This window comes from Chania multitudinisentens RB-25, assembly GCF_000520015.2.
GTDB classification, from domain to species: domain Bacteria; phylum Pseudomonadota; class Gammaproteobacteria; order Enterobacterales; family Enterobacteriaceae; genus Chania; species Chania multitudinisentens.
This window is the reverse complement of sequence record NZ_CP007044.2, coordinates 4,186,228-4,207,952: the sequence shown is the minus strand read 5'-3', so window position 1 is coordinate 4,207,952 and position 21,725 is coordinate 4,186,228. Positions and strand designations below refer to the sequence as shown.

Annotated in this window: 20 protein-coding genes; 11 read left to right on the top strand and 9 right to left on the bottom strand. The window is 46.7% G+C overall.

The window, feature by feature from the left end; all coding sequences use genetic code 11:
* Window positions 1–60: 60 nt before the first annotated feature.
* From Z042_RS18665 to Z042_RS18650, 4 genes are all read left to right on the top strand, one after another.
* The gene (locus tag Z042_RS18665; RefSeq protein ID WP_024911957.1) at window positions 61–876 is read left to right on the top strand and encodes an alpha/beta hydrolase; all 816 of its coding nucleotides are present in this window, start codon (window positions 61–63) and stop codon (window positions 874–876) included.
* On the top strand, window positions 860–1,231 hold the full coding sequence (locus tag Z042_RS18660) for a RidA family protein (RefSeq protein ID WP_024911958.1): 372 nt from the start codon (window positions 860–862) through the stop codon (window positions 1,229–1,231). Before Z042_RS18665 ends, Z042_RS18660 begins: the two co-directional genes overlap by 17 nt.
* A gap of 130 nt (window positions 1,232–1,361) precedes the next feature.
* A complete protein-coding gene (locus Z042_RS18655; protein ID WP_024911959.1) occupies window positions 1,362–2,555 on the top strand; it encodes an amino acid aminotransferase in 1,194 nt (397 codons plus the stop codon).
* Window positions 2,556–2,570: 15 nt separating this feature from the next.
* Window positions 2,571–3,974 (top strand): amino acid permease, encoded by a 1,404-nt coding sequence (locus Z042_RS18650; RefSeq protein ID WP_024911960.1) that lies wholly within the window; start codon window positions 2,571–2,573, stop codon window positions 3,972–3,974.
* Between the two features lie 46 nt (window positions 3,975–4,020).
* Here Z042_RS18650 and Z042_RS18645 read toward each other — a convergent pair whose 3' ends face one another.
* Both Z042_RS18645 and Z042_RS18640 read right to left on the bottom strand, forming a co-directional pair.
* Window positions 4,021–5,577 carry a sensor domain-containing diguanylate cyclase gene (locus Z042_RS18645; protein ID WP_024911961.1) on the bottom strand — a complete coding sequence of 519 codons (1,557 nt, stop codon included), beginning with the start codon at window positions 5,575–5,577 and terminating at the stop codon, window positions 4,021–4,023.
* A gap of 296 nt (window positions 5,578–5,873) precedes the next feature.
* Complete coding sequence (locus Z042_RS18640) at window positions 5,874–6,290, bottom strand: VOC family protein (protein WP_024911962.1); 417 nt, start codon at window positions 6,288–6,290, stop codon at window positions 5,874–5,876.
* 796 nt (window positions 6,291–7,086) lie between these two features.
* Here Z042_RS18640 and Z042_RS18635 point away from each other — a divergent pair.
* Window positions 7,087–7,335, top strand: a complete 249-nt coding sequence (locus Z042_RS18635) for a GlsB/YeaQ/YmgE family stress response membrane protein (RefSeq protein ID WP_024911963.1) — start codon at window positions 7,087–7,089, stop codon at window positions 7,333–7,335.
* A gap of 192 nt (window positions 7,336–7,527) precedes the next feature.
* On the opposite strand, the gene Z042_RS18630 is transcribed toward Z042_RS18635, so the two are convergent.
* Both Z042_RS18630 and Z042_RS18625 read right to left on the bottom strand, forming a co-directional pair.
* The gene (locus tag Z042_RS18630) at window positions 7,528–8,550 is read right to left on the bottom strand and encodes an NAD(P)H-quinone oxidoreductase (protein WP_024911964.1); all 1,023 of its coding nucleotides are present in this window, start codon (window positions 8,548–8,550) and stop codon (window positions 7,528–7,530) included.
* 144 nt (window positions 8,551–8,694) lie between these two features.
* Complete coding sequence (locus Z042_RS18625) at window positions 8,695–8,904, bottom strand: hypothetical protein (protein ID WP_024911965.1); 210 nt, start codon at window positions 8,902–8,904, stop codon at window positions 8,695–8,697.
* A gap of 421 nt (window positions 8,905–9,325) precedes the next feature.
* Between Z042_RS18625 and cspE the strand changes: the two genes are divergently transcribed.
* Together cspE and dsrB are read left to right on the top strand one after the other, a co-directional pair.
* Window positions 9,326–9,538, top strand: coding sequence for a transcription antiterminator/RNA stability regulator CspE (gene cspE / locus Z042_RS18620; protein WP_004946278.1), 213 nt, complete (start codon window positions 9,326–9,328; stop codon window positions 9,536–9,538).
* A gap of 281 nt (window positions 9,539–9,819) precedes the next feature.
* Complete coding sequence (gene dsrB / locus Z042_RS18615; protein WP_024911966.1) at window positions 9,820–10,020, top strand: protein DsrB; 201 nt, start codon at window positions 9,820–9,822, stop codon at window positions 10,018–10,020.
* 208 nt (window positions 10,021–10,228) lie between these two features.
* Here the strand turns inward: dsrB and rcsA are convergent, their stop codons facing one another.
* A complete protein-coding gene (gene rcsA, locus Z042_RS18610; protein WP_024911967.1) occupies window positions 10,229–10,858 on the bottom strand; it encodes a transcriptional regulator RcsA in 630 nt (209 codons plus the stop codon).
* Between the two features lie 804 nt (window positions 10,859–11,662).
* On the bottom strand, window positions 11,663–13,105 hold the full coding sequence (locus tag Z042_RS18605; protein ID WP_024911968.1) for a pyridoxal phosphate-dependent decarboxylase family protein: 1,443 nt from the start codon (window positions 13,103–13,105) through the stop codon (window positions 11,663–11,665).
* Window positions 13,106–13,209: 104 nt separating this feature from the next.
* Here Z042_RS18605 and Z042_RS18600 point away from each other — a divergent pair, with 104 nt between their 5' ends.
* From Z042_RS18600 to mgtA, 3 genes are all read left to right on the top strand, one after another.
* On the top strand, window positions 13,210–14,082 hold the full coding sequence (locus tag Z042_RS18600; protein WP_024911969.1) for a LysR substrate-binding domain-containing protein: 873 nt from the start codon (window positions 13,210–13,212) through the stop codon (window positions 14,080–14,082).
* A gap of 489 nt (window positions 14,083–14,571) precedes the next feature.
* Window positions 14,572–15,270: an MgtC family protein gene (locus Z042_RS18595; protein ID WP_024911970.1), complete on the top strand. Its 699-nt coding sequence runs from the start codon at window positions 14,572–14,574 to the stop codon at window positions 15,268–15,270.
* Window positions 15,271–15,466: 196 nt separating this feature from the next.
* Complete coding sequence (mgtA, locus tag Z042_RS18590) at window positions 15,467–18,166, top strand: magnesium-translocating P-type ATPase (protein WP_024911971.1); 2,700 nt, start codon at window positions 15,467–15,469, stop codon at window positions 18,164–18,166.
* Between the two features lie 39 nt (window positions 18,167–18,205).
* Here the strand turns inward: mgtA and Z042_RS18585 are convergent, their stop codons facing one another.
* Both Z042_RS18585 and Z042_RS18580 read right to left on the bottom strand, forming a co-directional pair.
* On the bottom strand, window positions 18,206–18,979 hold the full coding sequence (locus Z042_RS18585; RefSeq protein ID WP_024911972.1) for a DUF3307 domain-containing protein: 774 nt from the start codon (window positions 18,977–18,979) through the stop codon (window positions 18,206–18,208).
* 2 nt (window positions 18,980–18,981) lie between these two features.
* Window positions 18,982–19,578, bottom strand: coding sequence for a hypothetical protein (locus Z042_RS18580; RefSeq protein ID WP_024911973.1), 597 nt, complete (start codon window positions 19,576–19,578; stop codon window positions 18,982–18,984).
* Window positions 19,579–19,943: 365 nt separating this feature from the next.
* Between Z042_RS18580 and kynA the strand changes: the two genes are divergently transcribed.
* The gene (gene kynA / locus Z042_RS18575; RefSeq protein WP_024911974.1) at window positions 19,944–20,786 is read left to right on the top strand and encodes a tryptophan 2,3-dioxygenase; all 843 of its coding nucleotides are present in this window, start codon (window positions 19,944–19,946) and stop codon (window positions 20,784–20,786) included.
* A gap of 484 nt (window positions 20,787–21,270) precedes the next feature.
* Here the strand turns inward: kynA and uspC are convergent, their stop codons facing one another.
* Complete coding sequence (gene uspC, locus Z042_RS18570; RefSeq protein WP_024911975.1) at window positions 21,271–21,690, bottom strand: universal stress protein UspC; 420 nt, start codon at window positions 21,688–21,690, stop codon at window positions 21,271–21,273.
* Between the last annotated feature and the right edge of the window lie 35 nt (window positions 21,691–21,725).

Here is a 21,725-nt window from a genome sequence, read left to right as displayed (position 1 = left end):
AGAATTTTTTCGGTTGCTAATAGTTAACGTACATTTTAAATAATAAACAATGTTTAATATATGAAACATCTTGCAGGGAGTTACGACAATGGTGCTGCGGTGGATGATGAAAATGTGATATTGGCATCATTTCAGTCACGCAGCCAGAGTGTTTATCAAAAGGTACGCAATGAGCGTAATATTCCCTATGGCAGTTCAGCCCGAGAAGTTTTTGATTGGCTATATTCAGTTGAGGAGCATAAAGGCACATTGATATTTCTGCATGGTGGATATTGGCAGTTTTGTAATAAAGAGGATTTTGCTTTTATTGCCGAAACACCGTTGTCATTAGGCTTTGATGTTGTGCTAGTCGAATATACCTTAGCGCCGTTCGTTACGCTGGCAGATATTTGTCAGCAAATTGGAGTGGCGCTGGATGCGATTGAACGGCGTGCAAAGCAGTACGGTAATAAACCACTTTATTTAAGTGGGCACTCTGCTGGGGGGCATCTGGCTGCCTATTGGCAACACCATCCTTGTGTTCATGCGGTGTTTCCCATCAGCGGTATTTTTGAGTTGGAACCGCTTCTGGCAACCTATGTTAACCGGCAATTACAATTGACCGAGCAGCAGATTGAAACGTTGAGCCCGGCACGCCGTTTGCCTCAGCACCTTAAACCGATGATGCTGTTTTACGGGGCCGCAGAGTTGCCAGAACTGATTAATCAGTCGCTTTTTTATTATGCGGCATTGAAAGATAAGGGGTTGCCGGTTAGCCAGTATGCGGTAACAGGGGCCAATCATTTCAATGTGCTGGATGCGCTTTTCGCTGCGGGTGGTGCTCTAAGCCGCCAGTTATTGATTTATGGAGAGAGTACCGATGCGGACAATCATTGATACTGGCCTGCCTGAGATTGGGCAACCTTTTTCCTGGGCAACTAAAGGGGGCGGCATGTTATTTACCGCCCACGGCCCAGTGAAAGCGGACGGTACTATTGAAACTGGGAACCCGGAAAAACAGATCGTTCTAACGTTTGATAATCTGGCTAAAACATTGCAGGCGGCAAATAGCCGCAGTGAGAATGTTCTTCAGGTTATTGTTTATCTTACCGATATTGATGATGTTAAACTGCTCGATAAAATATATAAGAATTATTTTAATTATCCGTACCCCAATCGCTCAACCGTTATTGTTGAAAAGCTGGTGGTTCCTGGGATGAAAATAGAAATAACCGTTAGTGCTATCGCTTAATTATTTAACTCCCTTTATCTTGCAAATTGTAAAAGGACAGAGTTGACAGTAATTTGTAAGCTATTGGACATGTTACAAGAAAAATAATATTCACCTGAAAATTCATTAGATAATGAATTAAGGACATCGCATGTTTAATCACATTCAACCTTCAGTACCCGATCCTATTATGTCTTTGATGGAAGCCTATATGCAGGATTCACATCCACAAAAAGTTAATCTGGGTATCGGATTATATTACGATCATCAAGGGAATATTCCCCTGATGCGAGCCGTTCATCTTGCGGAACAGCGCTTGCTGGAACAGCAACGCCCGCACTCCTACCCACCGATTGAAGGCTCGGCGTTGTTTGCCCAGCAAATCCAAGCATTGTTATTTGGTGATGCGATTCAATCACACCAGCATATGGTTACGGTGCAAACCGTAGGCGGTTCAGGAGCTTTGAAACTGGGGGCAGATTTTCTTTGCCATTACCTGTCACGCCGTGAAATCTGGGTTTCTGACCCAACCTGGGCCAATCACTGGGCAATCTTCGAAGGGGCGGGCCTCAAGGTGAATACCTACCCGTATTTTGATGATGCCAGTGGTGAGCTGCGTTTTGAGGCGATGCTTAATACGCTCTCTTCCTTACCGGAGGGGGCTGTGGTGCTGTTGCATCCCTGTTGCCATAACCCAACTGGTACCGATCTCAGCCAGCCACAATGGCGTGCGGTGCTTGAGGTTCTGCAACAGCGCCGTTTATTGCCGTTCTTCGACATTGCTTATCAGGGGTTTGGTGATGGCCTGGCTGAAGACAGTTTCATCCTGCGTGAAATATTGAAAACCGATCTGGATTTTCTGGTCAGTAATTCGTTCTCTAAGAATGTCGCCTTGTATGGCCAGCGGTTGGGAGGGCTTTCAGTGTGTTGTAATTCGCTGGAAACGGCGGCTAATGTGAAAGGTGCATTGAAAACGCTGATCCGCCGCAGTTACTCCTGCCCGCCGACGCACGGTAGCCAGATTGTTGAAACGCTCTTGGCCGACGAATACCTGCGCCAACTGTGGGTGAGCGAGTTAACGAACATGCGCCAACGTATCAAGCAGATGCGCGTCAGCCTGTCTGCCGGGTTGGAGCAGGGGGGCTCAACATTAGACTACCGCCGTATCCGCGATCAAAAAGGCATGTTCAGTTACACCGGCCTGAATGAACACCAACTCAGCCAGTTACGGCATCAATATTCCATCTATCTGGTTGCACCCGGCAGGATGTGCTTGCCTGGCCTGAATCAGCACAATGTGGATTATGTGACCGCTGCCATCCTGGACGTTACCCTTCCGGCGTGAAAAAGGTGAGCAATCATGAAAAATGCAAAACGTTTTGACGAGATCGCTCAGCGGCAAGGAGGGCTGAAAAAGCAGCTCACCGCCGGGCAAATGTCGATGTTGGCGATCGGTGGAGCTATCGGTACCGGTTTGTTTCTAGGGAGCGCCTATGCCATCCAGATGGCGGGGCCAAGCGTGCTGTTGAGTTATTTTATTGGTGGGGTGATCGCACTATTGCTGATGGGCTGCCTGGCTGAAATGACTTCTGAGCACCCGACACCGGGTTCTTTTGGTGATTACGCCGAATTTTATCTCAGCCCGTTGTTTGGTTTTCTGGTGCGCTATTCCTATTGGTCTTGCGTCGTATTGGCGGTGGGCACCGAAGTGACCGCTATCGGTATGTATATGCAGTTCTGGTTCCCTGGTACGCCGATCTGGCCGTGGGTATTGCTGTTTTCGGCCGCGGTGATTGTGATTAACGTGGTAGGGGTTAAATCCTTCGGGCAGGTGGAATATGCGCTCTCTACCGTCAAAGTGGTGGCGATTGCGGCTTTTATCGCTATTGGGATCGGTATTCTGGCCTTTTCTTCCAACCCGACCTTCGGCATTCGTAATTTTACCGAGAATGGGGGTTTTTTCCCGTTTGGGATTAAAGGTATGTGGTTTGCGGTGATTGTATCGATATTCAGCTATCTGAGTATTGAAATGATCGCGGTTGCCGCCGGGGAAGCCAAAGATCCGGTAGTTGCGGTTAAGAAAGCATTCAAAGGAACCATCCTCAGGCTGTTTATTTTCTACATGCTGTCGATTGCCCTGATGTTGGCGATTGTGCCGTGGCGGCAATCTGGCACGGGGGAAAGTCCCTTCTTGGTGGCGATGAATGTGATCCACCTGCCCGCCGCAGCCGGGATCTTTAACTTTATTGTGCTGGTTGCCGCGTTGTCGGCTATGAACAGCCAGTTGTATATCACAACTCGTATGATGTTTTCACTGTCGCGTGCCGGGCAGGCACCGGCAGCGCTGGGCCAAATAAGTAAACGCGGTATCCCAATCAATGCCTTGGCGATATCCTGTGTCGGTATCGTTGTTTCCATCGTATTGAGCATCCTCTACCCGGAAAAATCGTTTGCAGTAATGATGTCAATTTCGGTCTACGGGGCGTGCTTTACTTGGCTGATGATCTTTGTTACTCACTTGTTTTTCCGCCGCCAGCATGTGAACACGCAACTGAAATTCCGCATGTGGGGATACCCATATTTCACCCTGTTGGGGGCGATACTGATGGCCGGGTTGATGGTCACCACGTTGTTTACTGATTTTTTCAGAATGACTTTACTGTTTGGCCTGCCGTTTACGCTGCTGTTGGTGGCTATTTACTTTTATAGCCGCCAGACGCAAACCTCTAACGTGGCCAAAGCACCTGCACCGGGCATGGAGTAAATAGTGATAGAGCCAAAGGGTAGCCTTTGGCTCTATGCTCACCGTATCAAGCGCTGCATATCTTGTTCTTGCCGCTTCTTTTGGCTTCATACAGCGCATGATCTGCCAGTTCAACCAGGTTGAATGGCGTATCTTGGTATGGAGGAGGGATTCTGGCGCAAACGCCGATACTGACTGTGATCACCCCAAACGGGCTGCCGTCGTGGGTGATATTTAGCTGACGGATATTCTCCAACACCCGTTCGGCGAAAGTGATGGCTCCCTTTAGTTCGGTATCAGGGAGAATAATCGCTAATTCTTCACCGCCGTAACGAGTGCTCAGATCGCCGGGGCGGCTGGCAAGCCCTTTGAGCATTCTGCCTATCTGCTGTAAACACAGATCCCCGGCGACATGGCCGTAGATGTCGTTATATTGTTTGAAGTAATCGATATCAAGCATCAACAGTGCCATATGGCGGGCATTACGCGCTGCACGCGTAATTTCATTCTTCAGGGTGATATCAAACTGGCGGCGATTAGCCAGGCCGGTTAAGCCATCCAGCAGTGCCTGTTCTTCCAGGGTATGGTTGAGTTGGGTTAATTGATCGCGTGTGAGTACCAGTTCAGCCTCTGTTTGTACACTGTGATTAATCTGGCGTATCAATAGCAGCCCCAATGTAACCAGGATCACCAGTAAAGTTCCGCCGCCAAGGGCAAAGAGTGAAGCATCGTTACGCCAGTCGGCTAAAATATCTTTTTTCGATAATCCAGCGGTGATGACCAGCGGATAACGGCCGACGCGTGAATAGCCATAAATTCTTTCCACACTATCGTATAACGAGTTGAAGGTTGCGTTACCAAAGGCCGAATGGGGGAGAATCTCGCGGAATAAAATACTTTGAGAGATATTTTTGCCGATAGAGACGGTACTGAATGGGCGCCGATATAGGATGGTGCCATCGGCCAGCAGCAGGTTCAGCGAGGCACCATTATCAAGGGCGAATTTGTCGTAGAATTGGCTGAAATAATCCACGTACAACGTTGCTAGCACGACACCAGCAAAACTGGCATCAGGATGATTCAAGCGGCGGGAGATCGGAATAATCAGATCACCGGTAGTGCGGCTGCGAATCACTTTACCGATATAGGTCGTATTATCATTATGGGTGAAATGATATTTAAAATAATCCCGCTCAGCATTGTTGGCCTGATTAAGAGGTATGCCAGTTGATGTCAGAAATGGGTTACCTTGATCATCATAGATAAAGCTACCGTGTAACGGTGGGAAATTAGCGATCTGCGATCGCATCACCTTTTGCAATCGCGGTATTTGTTGTGGGCCCAATCCCTCGGTTTCAATGCGTTCAATCAGATCAAGCAGATTATTGTCTATCAGAATAAAGGTGTCGTCGGCATGTTGCGCCAGCGCGCGGGCTAAATTTTCCGCATTGTTCTCAGCACCTTGCAGGTTGCGTTGATGAGTGTTCCATATTTGCCAAGTGTTAAACACCACCAGCGTAAGGACGACGATAACAACAAACACACCTGCCTGTAAGAGTAATGGGGAATTCTTCTTATGGCCCTGTTGCGAGCTGTGTTGAGGAGGTTGTTGTACTTGCACCATATCATCCCTGTTGATGTAGCCAGTTTTCCTCTTAATTTGGCAACCAGCTTAACGCTTCTGCGCCTCGCTGCAATGATCTATGTTACAAACAGGATAGTGAGACAAAAAGATGGTAATTGCCATGATATCTGATTGTATGAGCATCATTTTACTGGTTTTGGTGGTGTATTATCCGTTTACGTTGGGTATGTTGGTTGTGCTGAGAGGAATGTTTATTTTATTCTCATTTGCTGTGTATAACTGGCATCGTGACAGCTAAACGCAGCGCGTGAAAAGCGCTGCATTTGTAATGGCTGTTATTCAACATTAATCATCCAGTTAACGCCGAATTTATCTGTCAACATGCCGAAGCCTTTGGCCCAAAAAGTGGGTTGGAAAGGCATATTGACCTTGCCGCCTTCGGCCAGCCGGGTGAATACATCGCGGCCTTGGCTGACAGTATCAACATTGATCGACAGTGAATAGCCTTTGTGCGACAGCTCGCCAGGCTCCTCTGGGCAACCGTCCGACGCCATGATGACATTGCTGCCTATCACCAGCCTGGTATGCATAATAGATTCTGGGTCGGTATTCGGTGGACCATTCTGCTTATCTTCAGCCGGGATATCCTTATAGCGCATCATAATTTCGATGTTGCCACCCAGTTGCTGGGCATAGAAATGGATGGCCTGTTCGCAGTTACCAGTAAAAAACAGATAAGGTTGAATCAACATGCAATCACCTCCGCTAAAGTGTGTAGCCTAAAATCGGGCCGTCTCATTACCAAGTGTAGACGTCTAAAAGTACGATGATTGGCGCGTTTTTGTATCGGAAGCGATTTTCAGGCAGAGGGAATCTGGAGCTGTATGTTGAGAGGGATAAAACATGATTAACGGCTGATAAGAGGCGTGTGGCAATTGAAGGGAATCAGAGGCGCGAAAATACCTGATGAGCTACGACGATAGTTTGGGAAAACCTTGGTGCTGGAGTGTGATCACATAAACAACAATGCAGCTGAACCGTCCCACACTGCGGCTAGAGTATAGATCACAACCAAAAACAGCATGAAAGATGTATTGCTCATGACGCTGTCCTCATGGTGAAGCCGATTATACACAATAATAAGTATAGCTCTTATTGTCCCCATTAAAAATGACAGAAAGATGAAGTTAGCACAAATTCCGCACAAAAAAGCGCAGGCATTTGGAAATGGGTAAACAACATTATTTTTTACTATAGTAATAGCATGTAGATATCAACTATAGCAATTGGCAACGATAACGTGCTGTTATAAAACAATATTAATCAGGGAGGGAGCCTGTATGTATTGGGTTTCCAAGCGTTATTACTTACCGCTTTAGCAAGCTAAAGCTAGGTAAGAACGGTGAAAAACGTTGTCCGTAATCATGCCGAAGATGAGGGGGGATGGGCCACACCTTGGGTGTGGGGAAGCTGCTCTCTATTCAAGATAGTGTGGTGTCCACTTGGTGAGTGATTTCCTTCAGGTAAAAGTAAATAGGGAGAGTAAAAATGAATATCATTGCTTGGATCATTTTTGGTTTTATCGCCGGTGTTCTGGCCAAGTGGATCATGCCCGGTAAGGATGGTGGTGGTTTTATTATGACCGTTATTCTGGGGATTGTGGGGGCGGTTGTCGGTGGTTATATCAGTACCTTCTTTGGTATGGGCCGGGTAGATGGTTTTAACTTGAGCAGTTTTGTGGTTGCCGTCGTGGGGGCTTTGGTGGTGCTGGTTATTTATAGAAAAGTAAAAAGTTAAGCAGCTTTTGAGCCATCAGGGCCGCTGCTGCGGCCCTGGTCTTTTTATCGCGATAAACATGCCTTGAGAAGACAGCCTTTGTCTAAGCCGAGGCAATTTCGGTGAAAATCTGTTTTGCAGGATAAGTGCGTAAAAAGGCATGAAGCGGTAACCTGGCCGTATTGCTTTTCATGTTTCTCGCCTCAAAGGTTCTCAATCTGCGGTAACAGGAAGCGTTAAGACAATCTTGCCAATATGTGTGCTGGATTCCATGAGTGTATGGGCCTGTGCTGCATGTTCCAGTGGGAATGTCTTGAAAATTTCTGGTTTCAATGTGCCATTTTTCAGTAATGGCCACACCTTCAATTCCAGTTCGGCAGCGATTTGTGCTTTATCTTCTATGCTGCGTGCCCGTAAAGTGGAGCCGCAGTGGGTAAGGCGTTTGAGCAGCAATGGCATCAGGTTCAGCTCTTTGACCACGCCGTTTTGTGTTCCGATCTGCACAATACGCCCATCCATCGCAGCAGCCTGATAATTTTTTGCCACATAATCCCCCGCAATCAGGTCAACTATCACATCAGCCCCTTTATCGTGGGTGGCGCGCTTGGTCTGCTCAACAAAATCCTCGGTGCGGTAGTTGATCGCCGTATCTGCTCCCAAAGCCAGGCTGGCTTGGCGTTTATCTTCTGAGCCGACGGTAGTGATGACGTGGGCGCAGAACGCTTTTGCCAGCATGGTCGCTACAGTGCCGATACCAGAGGTTCCTCCATGAATGAGTACCGTTTCACCCGCTTGCAGATGAGCACGTTGAAAGACGTTGACCCAAACGGTGAAGAAGGTTTCTGGAATAGCCGCTGCCTCAACCATACTCAACCCTTCTGGCACTGGTAGGGCATTGGTTTCATGCACTTTGCAATATTGTGCATAGCCACCGCCAGCGACCAACGCACAAACACGATCGCCTAGCGCATAGCGTTGCACGCCGACGCCAAGGGCAACGACTTCTCCAGCAATCTCTAACCCTGGAATATCCGATATTCCCGGTGGAGGAGCATACTGCCCACGGCGTTGCAGAATATCTGGGCGATTAACTCCGGCAGCGATGACTTTTACCAGTATTTCACCCTGTGCCAACAGCGGGATTGGGCGTTCAGTGAGGGTTAGAACGTCGGGATCACCAGATTGGCTGATTTCAATGGCTTGCATGGTATTAGGCAGTAATGCATGGGCTGGCATGTCGTCCTCCTTGTCAGGGCGATTGAGGAAATTCCCGATTCAGGGATAAGTTTTACCTCATAGAAATAACAGCTTCGGCATGCAGGCGATAGGGTAATGTGCTAGAAAACGGGTAAAGCGGCCGTGGCAAAGGGCGGCAGACGATTAATCATTTGGGGGAATGCGAAAACCTTTCAATGAAATAATAAAGTGTTCTTTTCCTTTAGAGATTTTGGCTCCTTTATCACACCATAAACTGGCAAGTTGGAAGAAATCATCACTGTCAATGTCATAGGCCAGTTCGATTTTTTTGGCAGTGCCTGAACGAATCAGCATTTCTGCTTCCTGATGATTTGCAGCTTTAACAAGAGTCATGAGCGAAATCCTTGGTATTAACCGTGAGCGGATAATCGCTGGTTATCTTATGGCTGCATTGTGACATTTTTGTGATAAAAAAATGACAATAAGCCAAACTGTGGGATGACGCATGGTTCCTAGGCGATTTCTTAGTATTTCGAATTCTTTTAGGGTGCGGGGATTTTGTGCAACTGGCTTAGTTTCTGCCTTTCAGAAGCAAAAAGAGTTGCTATTGGGGGCTGGGCATGAGTTAATGTGCTCCGGCCTGTGGTACAGTCCTATTTATGCACGACATTTTGAGTAAAGTAGTTAAAATTTAAAGCGTTATCCTTGATAGCTCTTCTCTGACTAATTTCCTTTCTAGTGCCTCCATAAGTAACTGATGACCGGCTATAGTACTGCCCATGGCGGCTTAAATTTTTTATTGAAGGAATTAGACATGTCTAACATGATCAAAGGTCAAGTGAAGTGGTTCAACGAGTCTAAAGGTTTTGGTTTCATCACTCCAGCAGACGGCAGCAAAGATGTGTTCGTACACTTCTCCGCTATCCAAGATCAAGGTTTCAAGACCCTGGCTGAAGGCCAGAACGTACAGTTCTCTATTGAGAACGGTGCTAAAGGTCCGTCAGCGGCTAACGTTACCGCTATCTAATCGGCTTTTTGCTGATTAAAAAGACCCGCTGAGGCGGGTTTTTTTACGCCTGTGCTTTCTTTGGTGGCAATCAAAAAAGCGGCGGTTCTGCGGGTAAAGTATTAATGCAGCCGAAATTGGGGGGCTGTGTTCTGCTAAACTCTAGGCTGTGTCCCTTAATTGTATCTGGGCGCCGCTGGGCTGCCGAGTAGCAATGGCCAGAACAACATCTGCCCACAGTAGTATCGCAACGGGGTTCTCCTCTCCTTAGTTGATAACCATGATGAATAATGGAGTAAACCATGAAAGTTAACGATTTGGTGACGGTGAAAACTGATGGAGGGCCGCGGCGAGAAGGAGTGATCCTGGCAGTGGAAATATTCAATGAAGGCACTATGTATTTGGTGGCTTTGGAAGATTATCCTACCGGCGTCTGGTTCTTCAATGAGGTCGACAGCCGCGATGGTACTTTTGTTGAATTGCGTTCAGCAGAACGGCCATAACTCTTTCAGTACAATACCTGTTTCTTGGCGTGTTCCTGACAGCAATTTCAGCATTGGCCCACGGTATACGATAATTAAACAGGAATACCCGTCGCGACAGAACATGCCGGAGCGAACAGGTATTTCGGTTTTTCTGGAGACAGGCTCCAGTAAAAAATCCACGGAACTCTACCGAAAGAGAGTAGGCGAGGTCATAACGTTGATGATTTCAACGGTTATTAACAAATATGCCATTGGTCAAAGTGTCAGTTAAACGAACAACATGATAAATAACCTGTTTGTTATGCGTTTTGATCTTTCTCTTGATGTTGCCTTTGTGAGACGACACTGTTTTCACTTTGATCTGCATTTGATCGGAGATCTGGGTGGTTCCTTGGCCGGACATCCACATACGTAGCATGTTAGATTCGGTCTGGCTAAGTGTTACCGGTGTTTGGTCGAGCGAACTTTTTTCAATGTAGGTTGTTTTTTTCTCAAGATAACGGCTGAGCAACTGGTTCATTGTTTCTTGCTTGATGGATTTCGACGAGATGATTACATTTTTGCGGACGAATAAATAATCGTCGAAATGTACATTAGTTATCGCCATAAAAATAAAGAATAACGTGTCGGGATGTAAAGAAATCACCTGTTTTATTCTTTCTGTGGCATTGGCTTCATGTATGAAGCAATCTTCGTTGAGAAATACTACGTTTGGTCTAAGTTTTATACATTTTTCATTTAGGCAGTCGATATTGGTGCTGGTGCTAATATCGCGTTTTTTCACTCCATGCGATGTCAGATAACCACTGAGTCCTAATTTGGTATAACTGCATGAATCCATGATGATTGTTGGCATATCGTACCTCGTTTAAATCCGTTTTACCGCAGTAGTCATGAGAAAGTTTGTGCCTTAAGGCGAATAAAGATACAAAAAAATTGCATTTTATAAGCGTAAAGTTCTATCAATAAAACAGAGACTACTCAATGGCTTTTTAGACTAAATTTTTTAATCTTAGCAATCCATTAGTTTAGCTTAAGTTGGTTTATTATGTGGAGCGATCGGCAAATTTAGTTGCAATAACATGTTATGCCGCTTAATCGATAAGATTGTTAGCATTGAAATGATTTGATGTGCCATAAGATTTATTTCTGCTTCAGTGAGATGATTTTTAAAGAGAATTTTTATTTTAACTTATTCATATTATTCGTTTGTTTTTTGAGCGACTACAGAAATCTACTTTCATTATTAAATCGTATTTATTTTTTCAAATCAATTCATTGTAAAAATTCTATCACAAAAAACGATAATGATAATGTTTTTTAATTATAATTATCGCTACTGGTTTTCAGCAGTATGAAAGAAGAATAATAGCTTGATTCGTTCGTAATTCATACGAATTAGCGGTAAATTGAGGGTGGGATATCAAACGATACATTTATCTTTCTAAACTATCATTTATACTCCAATCACCATATTTTCCTATTGTTGCATGCAAAATGTGACAGGCGTTACAAAAACACTCTCGGCAAAGCGATCAGCATCAGCATTTTTCAGTTCAGAAGGCTAAGCTAGGCGGTGTTTCTTAAATGACCGCCAACTGCGGCCACGTGTAATTAATGGATATTGCTCAACACCTCTACGGCAGAGCGCTCTGCAATCTTATTTAAGGGGAGTTTTCCCTAATGATGAAGAGGTATCTGGTCGGCATGCTTGCATCGATCTGAGAGCCAGAATGATATCTTTCTCTTCGGTCATCCAGTTTACCAATGCGGCACGAATCCCCGGTTGGCCGTTATAATAAGTGGGGGTACAACGTATCACGCCGTGGTGATCCAAACGTTCGATAAAACGGTCACGTGCGGTTTCTGCATCGCCTTTAACATCAGTCAGCGCAAAGCACACGATGTTTAGATTTACCGGGGCCAGTAGGCAGAAGCCTTCACTGGCCGCCAACGCCGCTCCCAATTGGCGAGCTAATCTGATATTACGTTCAACGATTTCCTGCATGCCGCTGCGGCCATAGGCTTTCAAGGCTATCCACAAAGGTAAGGCACGAAAACGCCGTGAGTTTTCTGGTGTCAGGTGCAGATAGTTATCTGGGCGTAGTATAGGAGCCTCTAAATAAGAGGAGTGGTTCTGGAATACCTGCATTTGTAGTGATAAATGGCGGGTGAACTGAATAGCGCTGTCATAGGGCACATTCATCCACTTGTGAGCATCTATGGTGATCGAATCCGCTTGTTGCCAGCCTTGCAGCAAATGAGTATGGCGGGGAGAACAGGCGGCTACACCGCCGAATGCAGCATCAACATGTAACCAGAATGGATAGCGCTCGCGTAGCGCGAGCAGTGAGGGAAAATCATCGAAGGCCGCGGTATTCACCGTTCCAGCGCTGGCAAGGACTATCGTTGGTATACCTGGCGTTGCGGCAAGGTGCTGTTCCAATGCCGTGATGTTGAGAGCTTCCGAATCAGCCTGCTGAGTAATGTTTTTTAGCGCCGTGCGCCCGATGCCGAGCATACTGAGGGCTTTGACACTGCTGGAGTGTGCATTGGCTGACAGTATCTGAATGGGGCCTAATGCTCCTACCCCTTGTTGCGCTACGTCAATTCCACGCTGCTGCCCCAACCATTGGCGGCCAATAGCAATACCGACAAAGTTTGCCATGGTAGCGCCACTGACAAAGCTGCCGCTGAAATCGGCTGGCAGATGCAGCAACGTTTTCAGTTGTTCAATCGTGGCCAATTCAATGGCTGCGGCAATAGTGTCATGGCTAAGTAAACTATTCTGGTCGATTGTGCTAACCAACCAGTCGGCTGCTAATGCTGCTGGAGTTCCACCACCAGTAACAAAACCAAAATAACGTGGCCCGGCGCTGCCTGAAAGACCCGCAGCATAACGCTGCCAGAAATTTTCCAGGGTAGCCAGAGCGCCACGGCCTTCCTCAAGCAGGATTTTGTCTTCGGGTTGAAGCTGCTGTTCAACTGCTGGGGGGCAGACTGGGCGTTGTTCCAACCCGGCGAGAAATGTTTGCGCCAGTTGGCGGGTGTAGTCAAGTATCTGAGGGAAATCCTCAAGATCCTGCTGTAAACGAGAGTGCATATCTTTTCCTTGGTGCAAATAATGTATGGCTACACCATAGAGGATTTGCATTGGTGCTGATATCGATGAAAAATGTTCTTTTTGGATAAAAAGGCTAACCAGAAATGCATAACCGTTTGCCGATTCATCTTCTGCCTACCTTTATCATTGCTGCCCGGTTGGAAAATCTACGCGCAACTGCGCAGCAGATACATCTGACTCATGGTGCAGTCAGCCAGCAAATCCAGCAGCTCGAACAGGCGATAGGTTGCCAGCTATTCGAACGCCGTGGCCGTGGGATGCGGTTGAATGCTGCTGGCCGTGAACTGTTAGCAATTGCTGAACCGGTATTATCAACCTTGCAGCAAGGTGTTAACCGTGTCAGACGGATCGCGGCTAGCCAGACACTGCGTATCAGCGTGTTGCCCTCTTTTGCTCATTATTGGTTATTACCCCGGTTGGCGGAGTTTCATCGTGCCTGCCCAGGGATTATGTTGGATATTGATGCTTCGTTGGCGGTACAGGATTTGGCCCGTAAAGGGTTTGATGCGGCAATCCGTATGGGAGATGGGTTATGGTCAGGCGTGCAGACACAGCGCATTGCTACAGGGGAGGTGGTGCCGGTGGCGGCCCCAGCGCTGGCTCGCCAATGGCTGGATATTTTCACCCGCGTTGAGGCGCAGGCTCCTTTGCTGGAACATGACGCGACACCTTGGCATATCTGGTTCCAGGCTCAAGGATATACCAGCAGTGCTCAGCCGTTGGCACTGTTTAACGATGCAGGTTTGCTGATTCGTGCTGCTGAACAAGGGATTGGTATTGCTTTGGTGAAAGAGGTGTTAGTCGGTGATTTGATTGCTGAAGGTCGGTTGATGCCTTTAGCGGCGGCACAGTATTTAGAGAGTAACGATATCTATTTGGTGTGGCCGCAGGCTACTGGCCTGACATCCGCAGTTGAAGCCTTACTGAATTGGCTACAGCAGCAACTGAATGAATAACAGGTATTTTTCGAGATAATCATGGCTCGTCTTTCTGTTGCTGCAAAGGGGAAAAGATATTGTAGACAGTTGGCATGATTAAATAAAAATACATTTGGTTTAGTGTTCGTTTAGTAAATTAGTCTTTACTTCATAACTTTACATATCTATACTTCAGCCAAAATTAAAGCGGAGAAAATTAATTGGACAGTTGTAGTAGCGAAATAAGTAAGGCAAGCTGACCGATCCCCTGCTGATTTGTTGCTTGCCGAACACGGTGGGCAGCACCCCTCTTAAGTTATTCCGAGCTGTGCATACCCGAATATCATTGTTGTACCTGGGGCATAATCGCTTCAGGGGTTTGATTCGGATATTATTATGGTTTTTTATCGTCACAACCTTTTCCCTCCAAGTATAGATACGCTAAACCGCTGATTTATTTTCAGCGCAATTTTGCGTGTGCTTAACAGCACATGATTCACCCTCCTATTATTTATTAAGGGGAAGATCATGGCTATGACTCCTTTTGTCTTGAATTTATTACTGGCGATGAGCTTGGGGGCAATTATTGGCGCCGAGCGGCAATGGCGCCAACGTATGGCTGGTTTGCGAACTAATGCATTGGTGGCGACCGGTGCCGCAGTATTTATCCTGAGCTCACTGACTACGGAGCCTTCCAGCGCTGGGCGTATTGCTGCACAAGTTGTTTCTGGGATTGGTTTCCTTGGTGCCGGTGTCATTATGCGTGAAGGTCTCAATATCCGTGGGTTAAACACGGCGGCCACGTTGTGGTGTTCTGCGGCGATTGGCGTGCTGTGTGGCTTGGGTCAACAGTGGGAAGCTGTACTGGCGACGTTGGTGATCCTGTGCGCCAATATTCTGCTGCGGGAAGCTGCACAGCGTATTAATCTGCAACCACAACAACAGGCTGTTGATCTGGAATTACGTTACCGTATTCTGGTGACCTGTGGTGAACAGGATGAGATATTAATACGTACATTAATTTTACAGGCGCTAAATGGGGGAGCATTACGTTTACAATCATTGCGCAGTGCCGATATTTCCATTCCTGGGCAATTGGAGGTTTGTGCAGAGATTATTGCCAATCCAGTAGCACAGAAAGATATTGAAAGCATTGTCTGCCGCGTTAGCCTAGAAAGAAGCGTCAGTGCGGTACATTGGCGAGTCGCTTCTGAATTACCTATTTAATTATTACCAATATTCACCAGTCTGGTGATAAGGAGCCGTTATGGACGATCACCCCCGAGTATTTATTATCCTACGTTGTTAACGTAATAATAAACACGTTAACAACGTTAATTCAATAAATTCTATTCTGTGTATGTTCACCTGTTAGTTCAGGCGGGGTTCCCCTGTACACTGAATAAAATAAGAGAATAGCGTTATGACCTATATTAAAGAAAAAACACGCCGTCGTGATAAAAACAACGGGCCCTATGCTATCGCTTTTGAGGCAAAGAACAGCCTCGATCAGACGCTGGCAAATCTGAACTGCAGCCGCGTTGGATTGACCCAAGAAGATGCGCAAGAGCGTGTACAACACTATGGTACTAATCAGGTTGCCCATGAGAAAGCTCCTCATGCCTTGGTGCAATTAATCAGCGCGTTTAATAACCCATTTATTTTTGTTTTGGTGGTATTGGCAGGGATCAGCTTTTTTACCGACTACTGGTTACCCGCACAACGCGGTGAAGAAACCGAACTGACGGGTGTCATTATTATTCTGCTGATGGTGACTCTTAGCGGTTTGTTACGCTTCTGGCAGGAATATCGCACCAACAAAGCGTCGGAATCTCTGAAATCGATGGTACGCACTACCGCAACGGTGCTGCGCCGCCACAATTTCGGCGCGCAAGCAGTGGCACAAGAGATCCCCATCCGTGAACTGGTGCCGGGTGACATTATCCAACTTTCCGCAGGGGATATGGTGCCTGCCGATGTGCGGTTGCTCAGCTCACGCGATCTGTTTATCAGCCAGGCTATCCTGACCGGGGAAGCGATCCCGATAGAGAAATATGATGTGCTGGGTAACATCAGCCAAAAATCGACCGACATTGATGCTTCCAGCGAAAATGAACTGCTTGAGCTGTCAAACATTTGTTTAATGGGGACCAATGTTGCCAGCGGCACTGCGTCGGCGGTGGTGGTGGCGACCGGTGGCAGAACCTATTTTGGTTCCCTGGCGAAATCGATCGTAGGTTCGCGTTCGCAAACCGCATTTGATCGGGGTGTCAATAGCGTCAGCTGGTTGTTGATCCGTTTTATGCTGGTGATGGTGCCTATCGTTTTACTGATTAACGGCTTTACTAAAGGGGACTGGACGGAAGCCGCATTGTTTGCACTGGCGGTGGCCGTTGGCCTGACACCAGAAATGCTGCCGATGATCGTGAGTTCCAACCTGGCGAAGGGCGCTATTGCGATGTCGCGTCGTAAGGTTGTGGTTAAGCGCCTGAATGCCATACAGAATTTTGGGGCAATGGACGTACTGTGTACTGATAAAACCGGCACATTGACGCAGGATCGCATCATTCTTGAACACCATCTGGATGTGAACGGCAACAAAAATAATCAAGTATTGCATCTGGCCTGGCTGAACAGTTTCCACCAAAGTGGCATGAAAAACTTGATGGATCAGGCAGTGATCCGTTTCGGGCGCGGTAAAGAGGGAATTGAGGCGTTAGGGCGTTACAGCAAAGTTGATGAACTGCCGTTTGATTTTGTGCGCCGCCGTTTGTCGATCGTGGTGCAGGATGAAGCTCAGAGTCAGTTACTGATTTGCAAAGGCGCAGTGGAAGAGATGCTGGAAATCGCCACTCATGTGCGTGAGGGGCAGCAGATAGTTGCGATTGATGAGGCCCGCCGTGCAGCGTTGCAAACCTTGGCCAGCCAATACAACGAGGATGGTTTTCGCGTGCTGGTGCTGGCAACGCGTGATTTGGGGATTGGAGGCTGCATGCTGCCGCTCAGTGTGGCAGATGAACGTGAATTAGTGATTGAGGGAGTGCTGACATTTCTCGATCCGCCGAAGGAAAGCGCACAGGAAGCGATCGCGGCATTACAGGAAAACGGCGTGGCGGTAAAAGTGTTGACCGGTGATAACCCGGTAATCACCTGCAAAATTTGCCGTGATGTTGGGTTGGAGCCGGGGGAGCCGCTCTCAGGTCTGGAAATTGAACAGATGAGCGATGTTCAATTAGCACGTGAAGTAGAACAGCGCACAGTCTTCACCAAGCTGACCCCCCTGCAAAAATCGCGCGTGCTGAAGATGTTACAAACTAATGGTCATACTGTCGGTTTTCTGGGCGATGGTATTAACGATGCGCCAGCACTGCGCGATGCGGATGTGGGCATTTCGGTCGATACCGGCACTGACATTGCCAAAGAATCAGCCGATATCATCTTGCTGGAAAAGAACCTGATGGTGTTGGAAGAAGGTGTTATCAAAGGGCGTGAAACCTTCGGTAATATCATAAAATACCTGAATATGACCGCCAGCTCTAACTTCGGTAATGTGTTTTCTGTTTTGGTTGCCAGTGCATTTATTCCTTTCTTACCGATGTTAGCGATCCATCTGCTGTTGCAGAATCTGATGTATGACATTTCCCAGCTGTCGCTGCCCTGGGACAAAATGGACAAAGAGTTTCTGCGTAAGCCCCGTAAGTGGGATGCAAAGAATATTGGCCGCTTTATGCTGTGGATTGGGCCGACATCGTCTATTTTCGATATCACCACTTATGCCCTGATGTGGTTTGTGTTTGCCGCCAACAGTGTGGAACACCAAGCATTGTTCCAGTCTGGTTGGTTCATTGAGGGATTGCTCTCACAAACGCTGGTGGTGCACATGCTGCGTACCCAGAAAATCCCGTTCATTCAAAGTACGGCAGCCCTGCCAGTGTTGTTGACGACCGGGTTAATTATGGTTCTCGGTATTTATATTCCCTTCTCGCCGCTCGGGGCTTGGGTTGGGTTGCAACCGCTACCGTGGGAATATTTCCCTTGGCTGGCGGCAACGCTGGTCAGCTACTGCGTAGTGGCACAACTGATGAAACGTTTTTACATCCGCCGCTTTGGTGAGTGGCTCTAATAGTGACAACGGCCGCTGGGTACGATAGCGACTCAGCGGTTATAGTAATTTTTTCACCAGCAGACCTAAGATAATGGTCAGCGTAAAAGAAAATAGCGTACCGAGCAGCACATACTCGGTACGCATTTTTTCACCTATCTGCCGCAGATCACCAAAACGAAAAATGGACTTTGCTGCCAGCAAAAAACCAATAGCGGGTATCTGGCCGATTAACACAAACGTCAGGATCAGTGTCCTTTCCAGATAGCCAATTTGCTTGCCCGCGCGCAGCAACGAATCATTGTCGGCTTTAGCACTGAGCGGCATTTGCGGGGCCCAATGGGCCAGTAACTGCCCAATCAGGATACCCATTGGCATATAAATCAACAGGTAGGCCAACAGCATTAGACTCAACTGCCAGCTGTTAATCTGTTGCCAACTGGCGAGCAACAATGTATCTGCATGAGGGCTGATATACAGCCACAGACAAACAGTGGTGACCAGATGCAGGCTTTGATCAAACAGAAGGCTACTTGCCGGGCTCAGGCGAGTAAACCAAGTGACTTTCATTAAATCAATCAGGTAATGGCTGATGCCAATTATCAACAGGGCCAGCAATATATTTGCAAATGATAATCCGCCATGCAGCAGTTCAAATATGGCGACAACCCCAGCAGCCAATGCGCCATGTACTAAAGCATGCAGCAATAAGAAGCGCGAACGGCCACGATTCAGGGTTTTATCCTTTACCCAACTGAGAGGTTGCAGGGGGAAGTCGGCAACCAAATGGATAATCAGCATCCAGGTCAACAGTGGAATATAGGTTAAATCCATCATTAGGTTATCCTGTTTATTGCCGTGATAAATTGCATGATTTCTTCAAAAGCTGCCCGTTTCAAGGCTGCGGAAACGGTTGAGGACGCTTTCTGCAATGCCGCAGCGGCTTCCTTGTTGGTACTGGTAAACATTCGGGTTTGTACAATTTTAGCTTCGGTCTGTGACAAGCGGCCAATGACATGATCTAACATTGGTAACAGATCGCTGACAATCCTATTGGTTTTTTGATTATCGGTTTTCAGAGACAGATAGCAATTTTTGGCCATGTCATCCAGAGCATTGCCTGAATTGAGAAAGGCACTGCCATAACCGGTGTTTTTTGCCTGGCGGGTGCCCAAGCCTATTGCTAGCCGGGCATCCCAATGAACGGCATCAACTGCTCGCAGTGCTATGCGAAGATATACGGCCAGAAATAATCCTTTCTCCGGTTTCGAGACTACTTGGAAGCTGTCACCGCGGAAGATGTCATATTGTTGTAAGTACTTGGCCTGCTGTAATTCGGCGAGCAGGCCATTAAGGTAAGCAATGTAATTGGCAGTATCAACCTGCTGTGAGTTCACTAAATCGCCAGTGATCACACTGATTTGTGCTTTCATTTTGCTGGTTAACAAGACGGGAGAGTAAGATTAAATTCGCATCCACAGGCGAATTTGTCAAGTATTCGTATCTACAGGCGAATTCATATTAAATTCGTACCCAGAGGCGAATTTTAAATTGACATGAACACTCATCTTGCTGGCAAGTGTGTCTAAAAATCTTGAGTCCAGCATTTCGCGTGGCCCAGTTTATGTGGCACAGCTAGTGGCTCTGGTTTGTTGCAGGTCAAGCAAGCATGTGATCTGCGAGGCAACTCTCGCCGATTGTTACACTATTGTTACGTAAATGGATTATTGTTTTCTCTTGTTTTAGCAACGAGCAGCGCGCTTCTTCTGAGCGAGACGCGGGCGTATGGAGAGAGAAAATGAATCAACGGGAATTAGAAGACACCATTGTCACCGATTTTTCGAAGCGTATGAGCTATGGTGATTACCTGTGCCTTGATCGTTTATTGGTTTGCCAGCAACCGCTTTCTAACCCACAACATCACGATGAGATGCTATTCATTGTGCAGCATCAAACGTCTGAATTATGGATGAAACTCATGCTGCATGAGTTACAGGCGGCACGGCTTTTGGTGCAGCAGGATAAGCTCAGCCATTGTTTCAAAATTCTTGCAAGGGTGAAGCAGATCCAGCGGTTATTGTTTGAACAGTGGGCCGTTCTGGAAACTTTGACGCCTTCGGAATATGTAGAATTCCGCGGGGTGCTTGGCAACTCTTCAGGTTTCCAGTCTTATCAATATCGTTCGATCGAATTTTTGCTGGGCAACAAAAACGCGGCCATGCTGACAGTATTCAGTGATGATGTGGAGAAACATACGGCGCTAAAAGCAATTTTGGAAGCACCTAGTCTGTATGATGAATTCCTGCTTTACCTTTCTCGCCATGGTCTGCCGGTGCCACAAGCCTGTATTGAACGTGATTGGACACAATCCTATCAGCGTAATCCCGATCTGTTACCCGTGTTTAAACAAATCTATGATAATCCCCAAATCTATTGGGAAGCCTATGAAATGGCCGAAAAACTGGTGGATATTGAGGAGAGTTTCCACCTGTGGCGTTTCCGTCATATGAAAACCGTGGAGCGGATCATCGGTTTTAAACCAGGAACCGGGGGTTCCAGCGGCGTGAGTTTCTTGAAAAAGGCTTTGGAACTGACTTTCTTTCCAGAACTGTTGGATGTACGTACCGAAATTGGTTCCTGATCGCTGTGCAAGGTGTGTTAATGGTAAATAGAGAGATGCCATGAACACCCGAATTGAGCAGAAAGCAGAAGAGAATGCAGTGGCTGCGTGCTGGTGTGGTGTTTACCGTTGGAATGCTACGTTACTGGTAGGCAAATGGAGGCTTGGGGGGGCGTTTTCAGCCCTTCTAACACGTTTTCGTATGGCTAAAAACTTTTGTTCTAAAGAGAAATAATAACTACGTTTATTTATTATCATGCCATAAACCACATTTAATAACCTTCCATCTAACATAGTGTTATATATGAATTATTTTTATATTTAGAATGTAGATTCGAATAGTTACTTTTTGAGTATGAAAATCCCTGATTAAAGTTAACCCTGCATATTCAGCATTTTTTTATTATTTTCAGGACATTAATTTTTATTGCAAATTAAGTTTCATCAGAATATGGATTAGATACCATAAACGGGAGTCATTGGAAAATAAAGGAAACAGCCATCGTCATAATGGAATGATTAGTACATCTATGCTGCTGGTATTAATAAAACGAGCCGCAGAGCAAGTCACTTTGTTCATCAGGCTATCACTGTGGTTACCACAAATAACCAGATCAAAAGGTTGCTGCTGGTTGGCATAGGTCAGGCAATCACCTAATTCACCGTGAATAATCCGGGTATTGCTGATGGGGTAGTTAGCACGTTGTTGCAGTTCTTGCATAAATAGTAGAATTTCTTCTTCCATCAATGCGCGTAAATCGCCAAGCATCGGGCCAGCGAAGTTGTTATAGATTTCAGGGTTGGCAATCATGCTGACCAGCGTGATTCGCCCATGGTAAGGGCGCACAATGGAAACCGCTTTCTCAACCAACCTGTGGCTGTCTGGTGCTACTGCTACCGCTACTAAAACGTTACAATATCCCATATTCTACTCCTGTAGCCTGCTTAATTTGCTAAAAG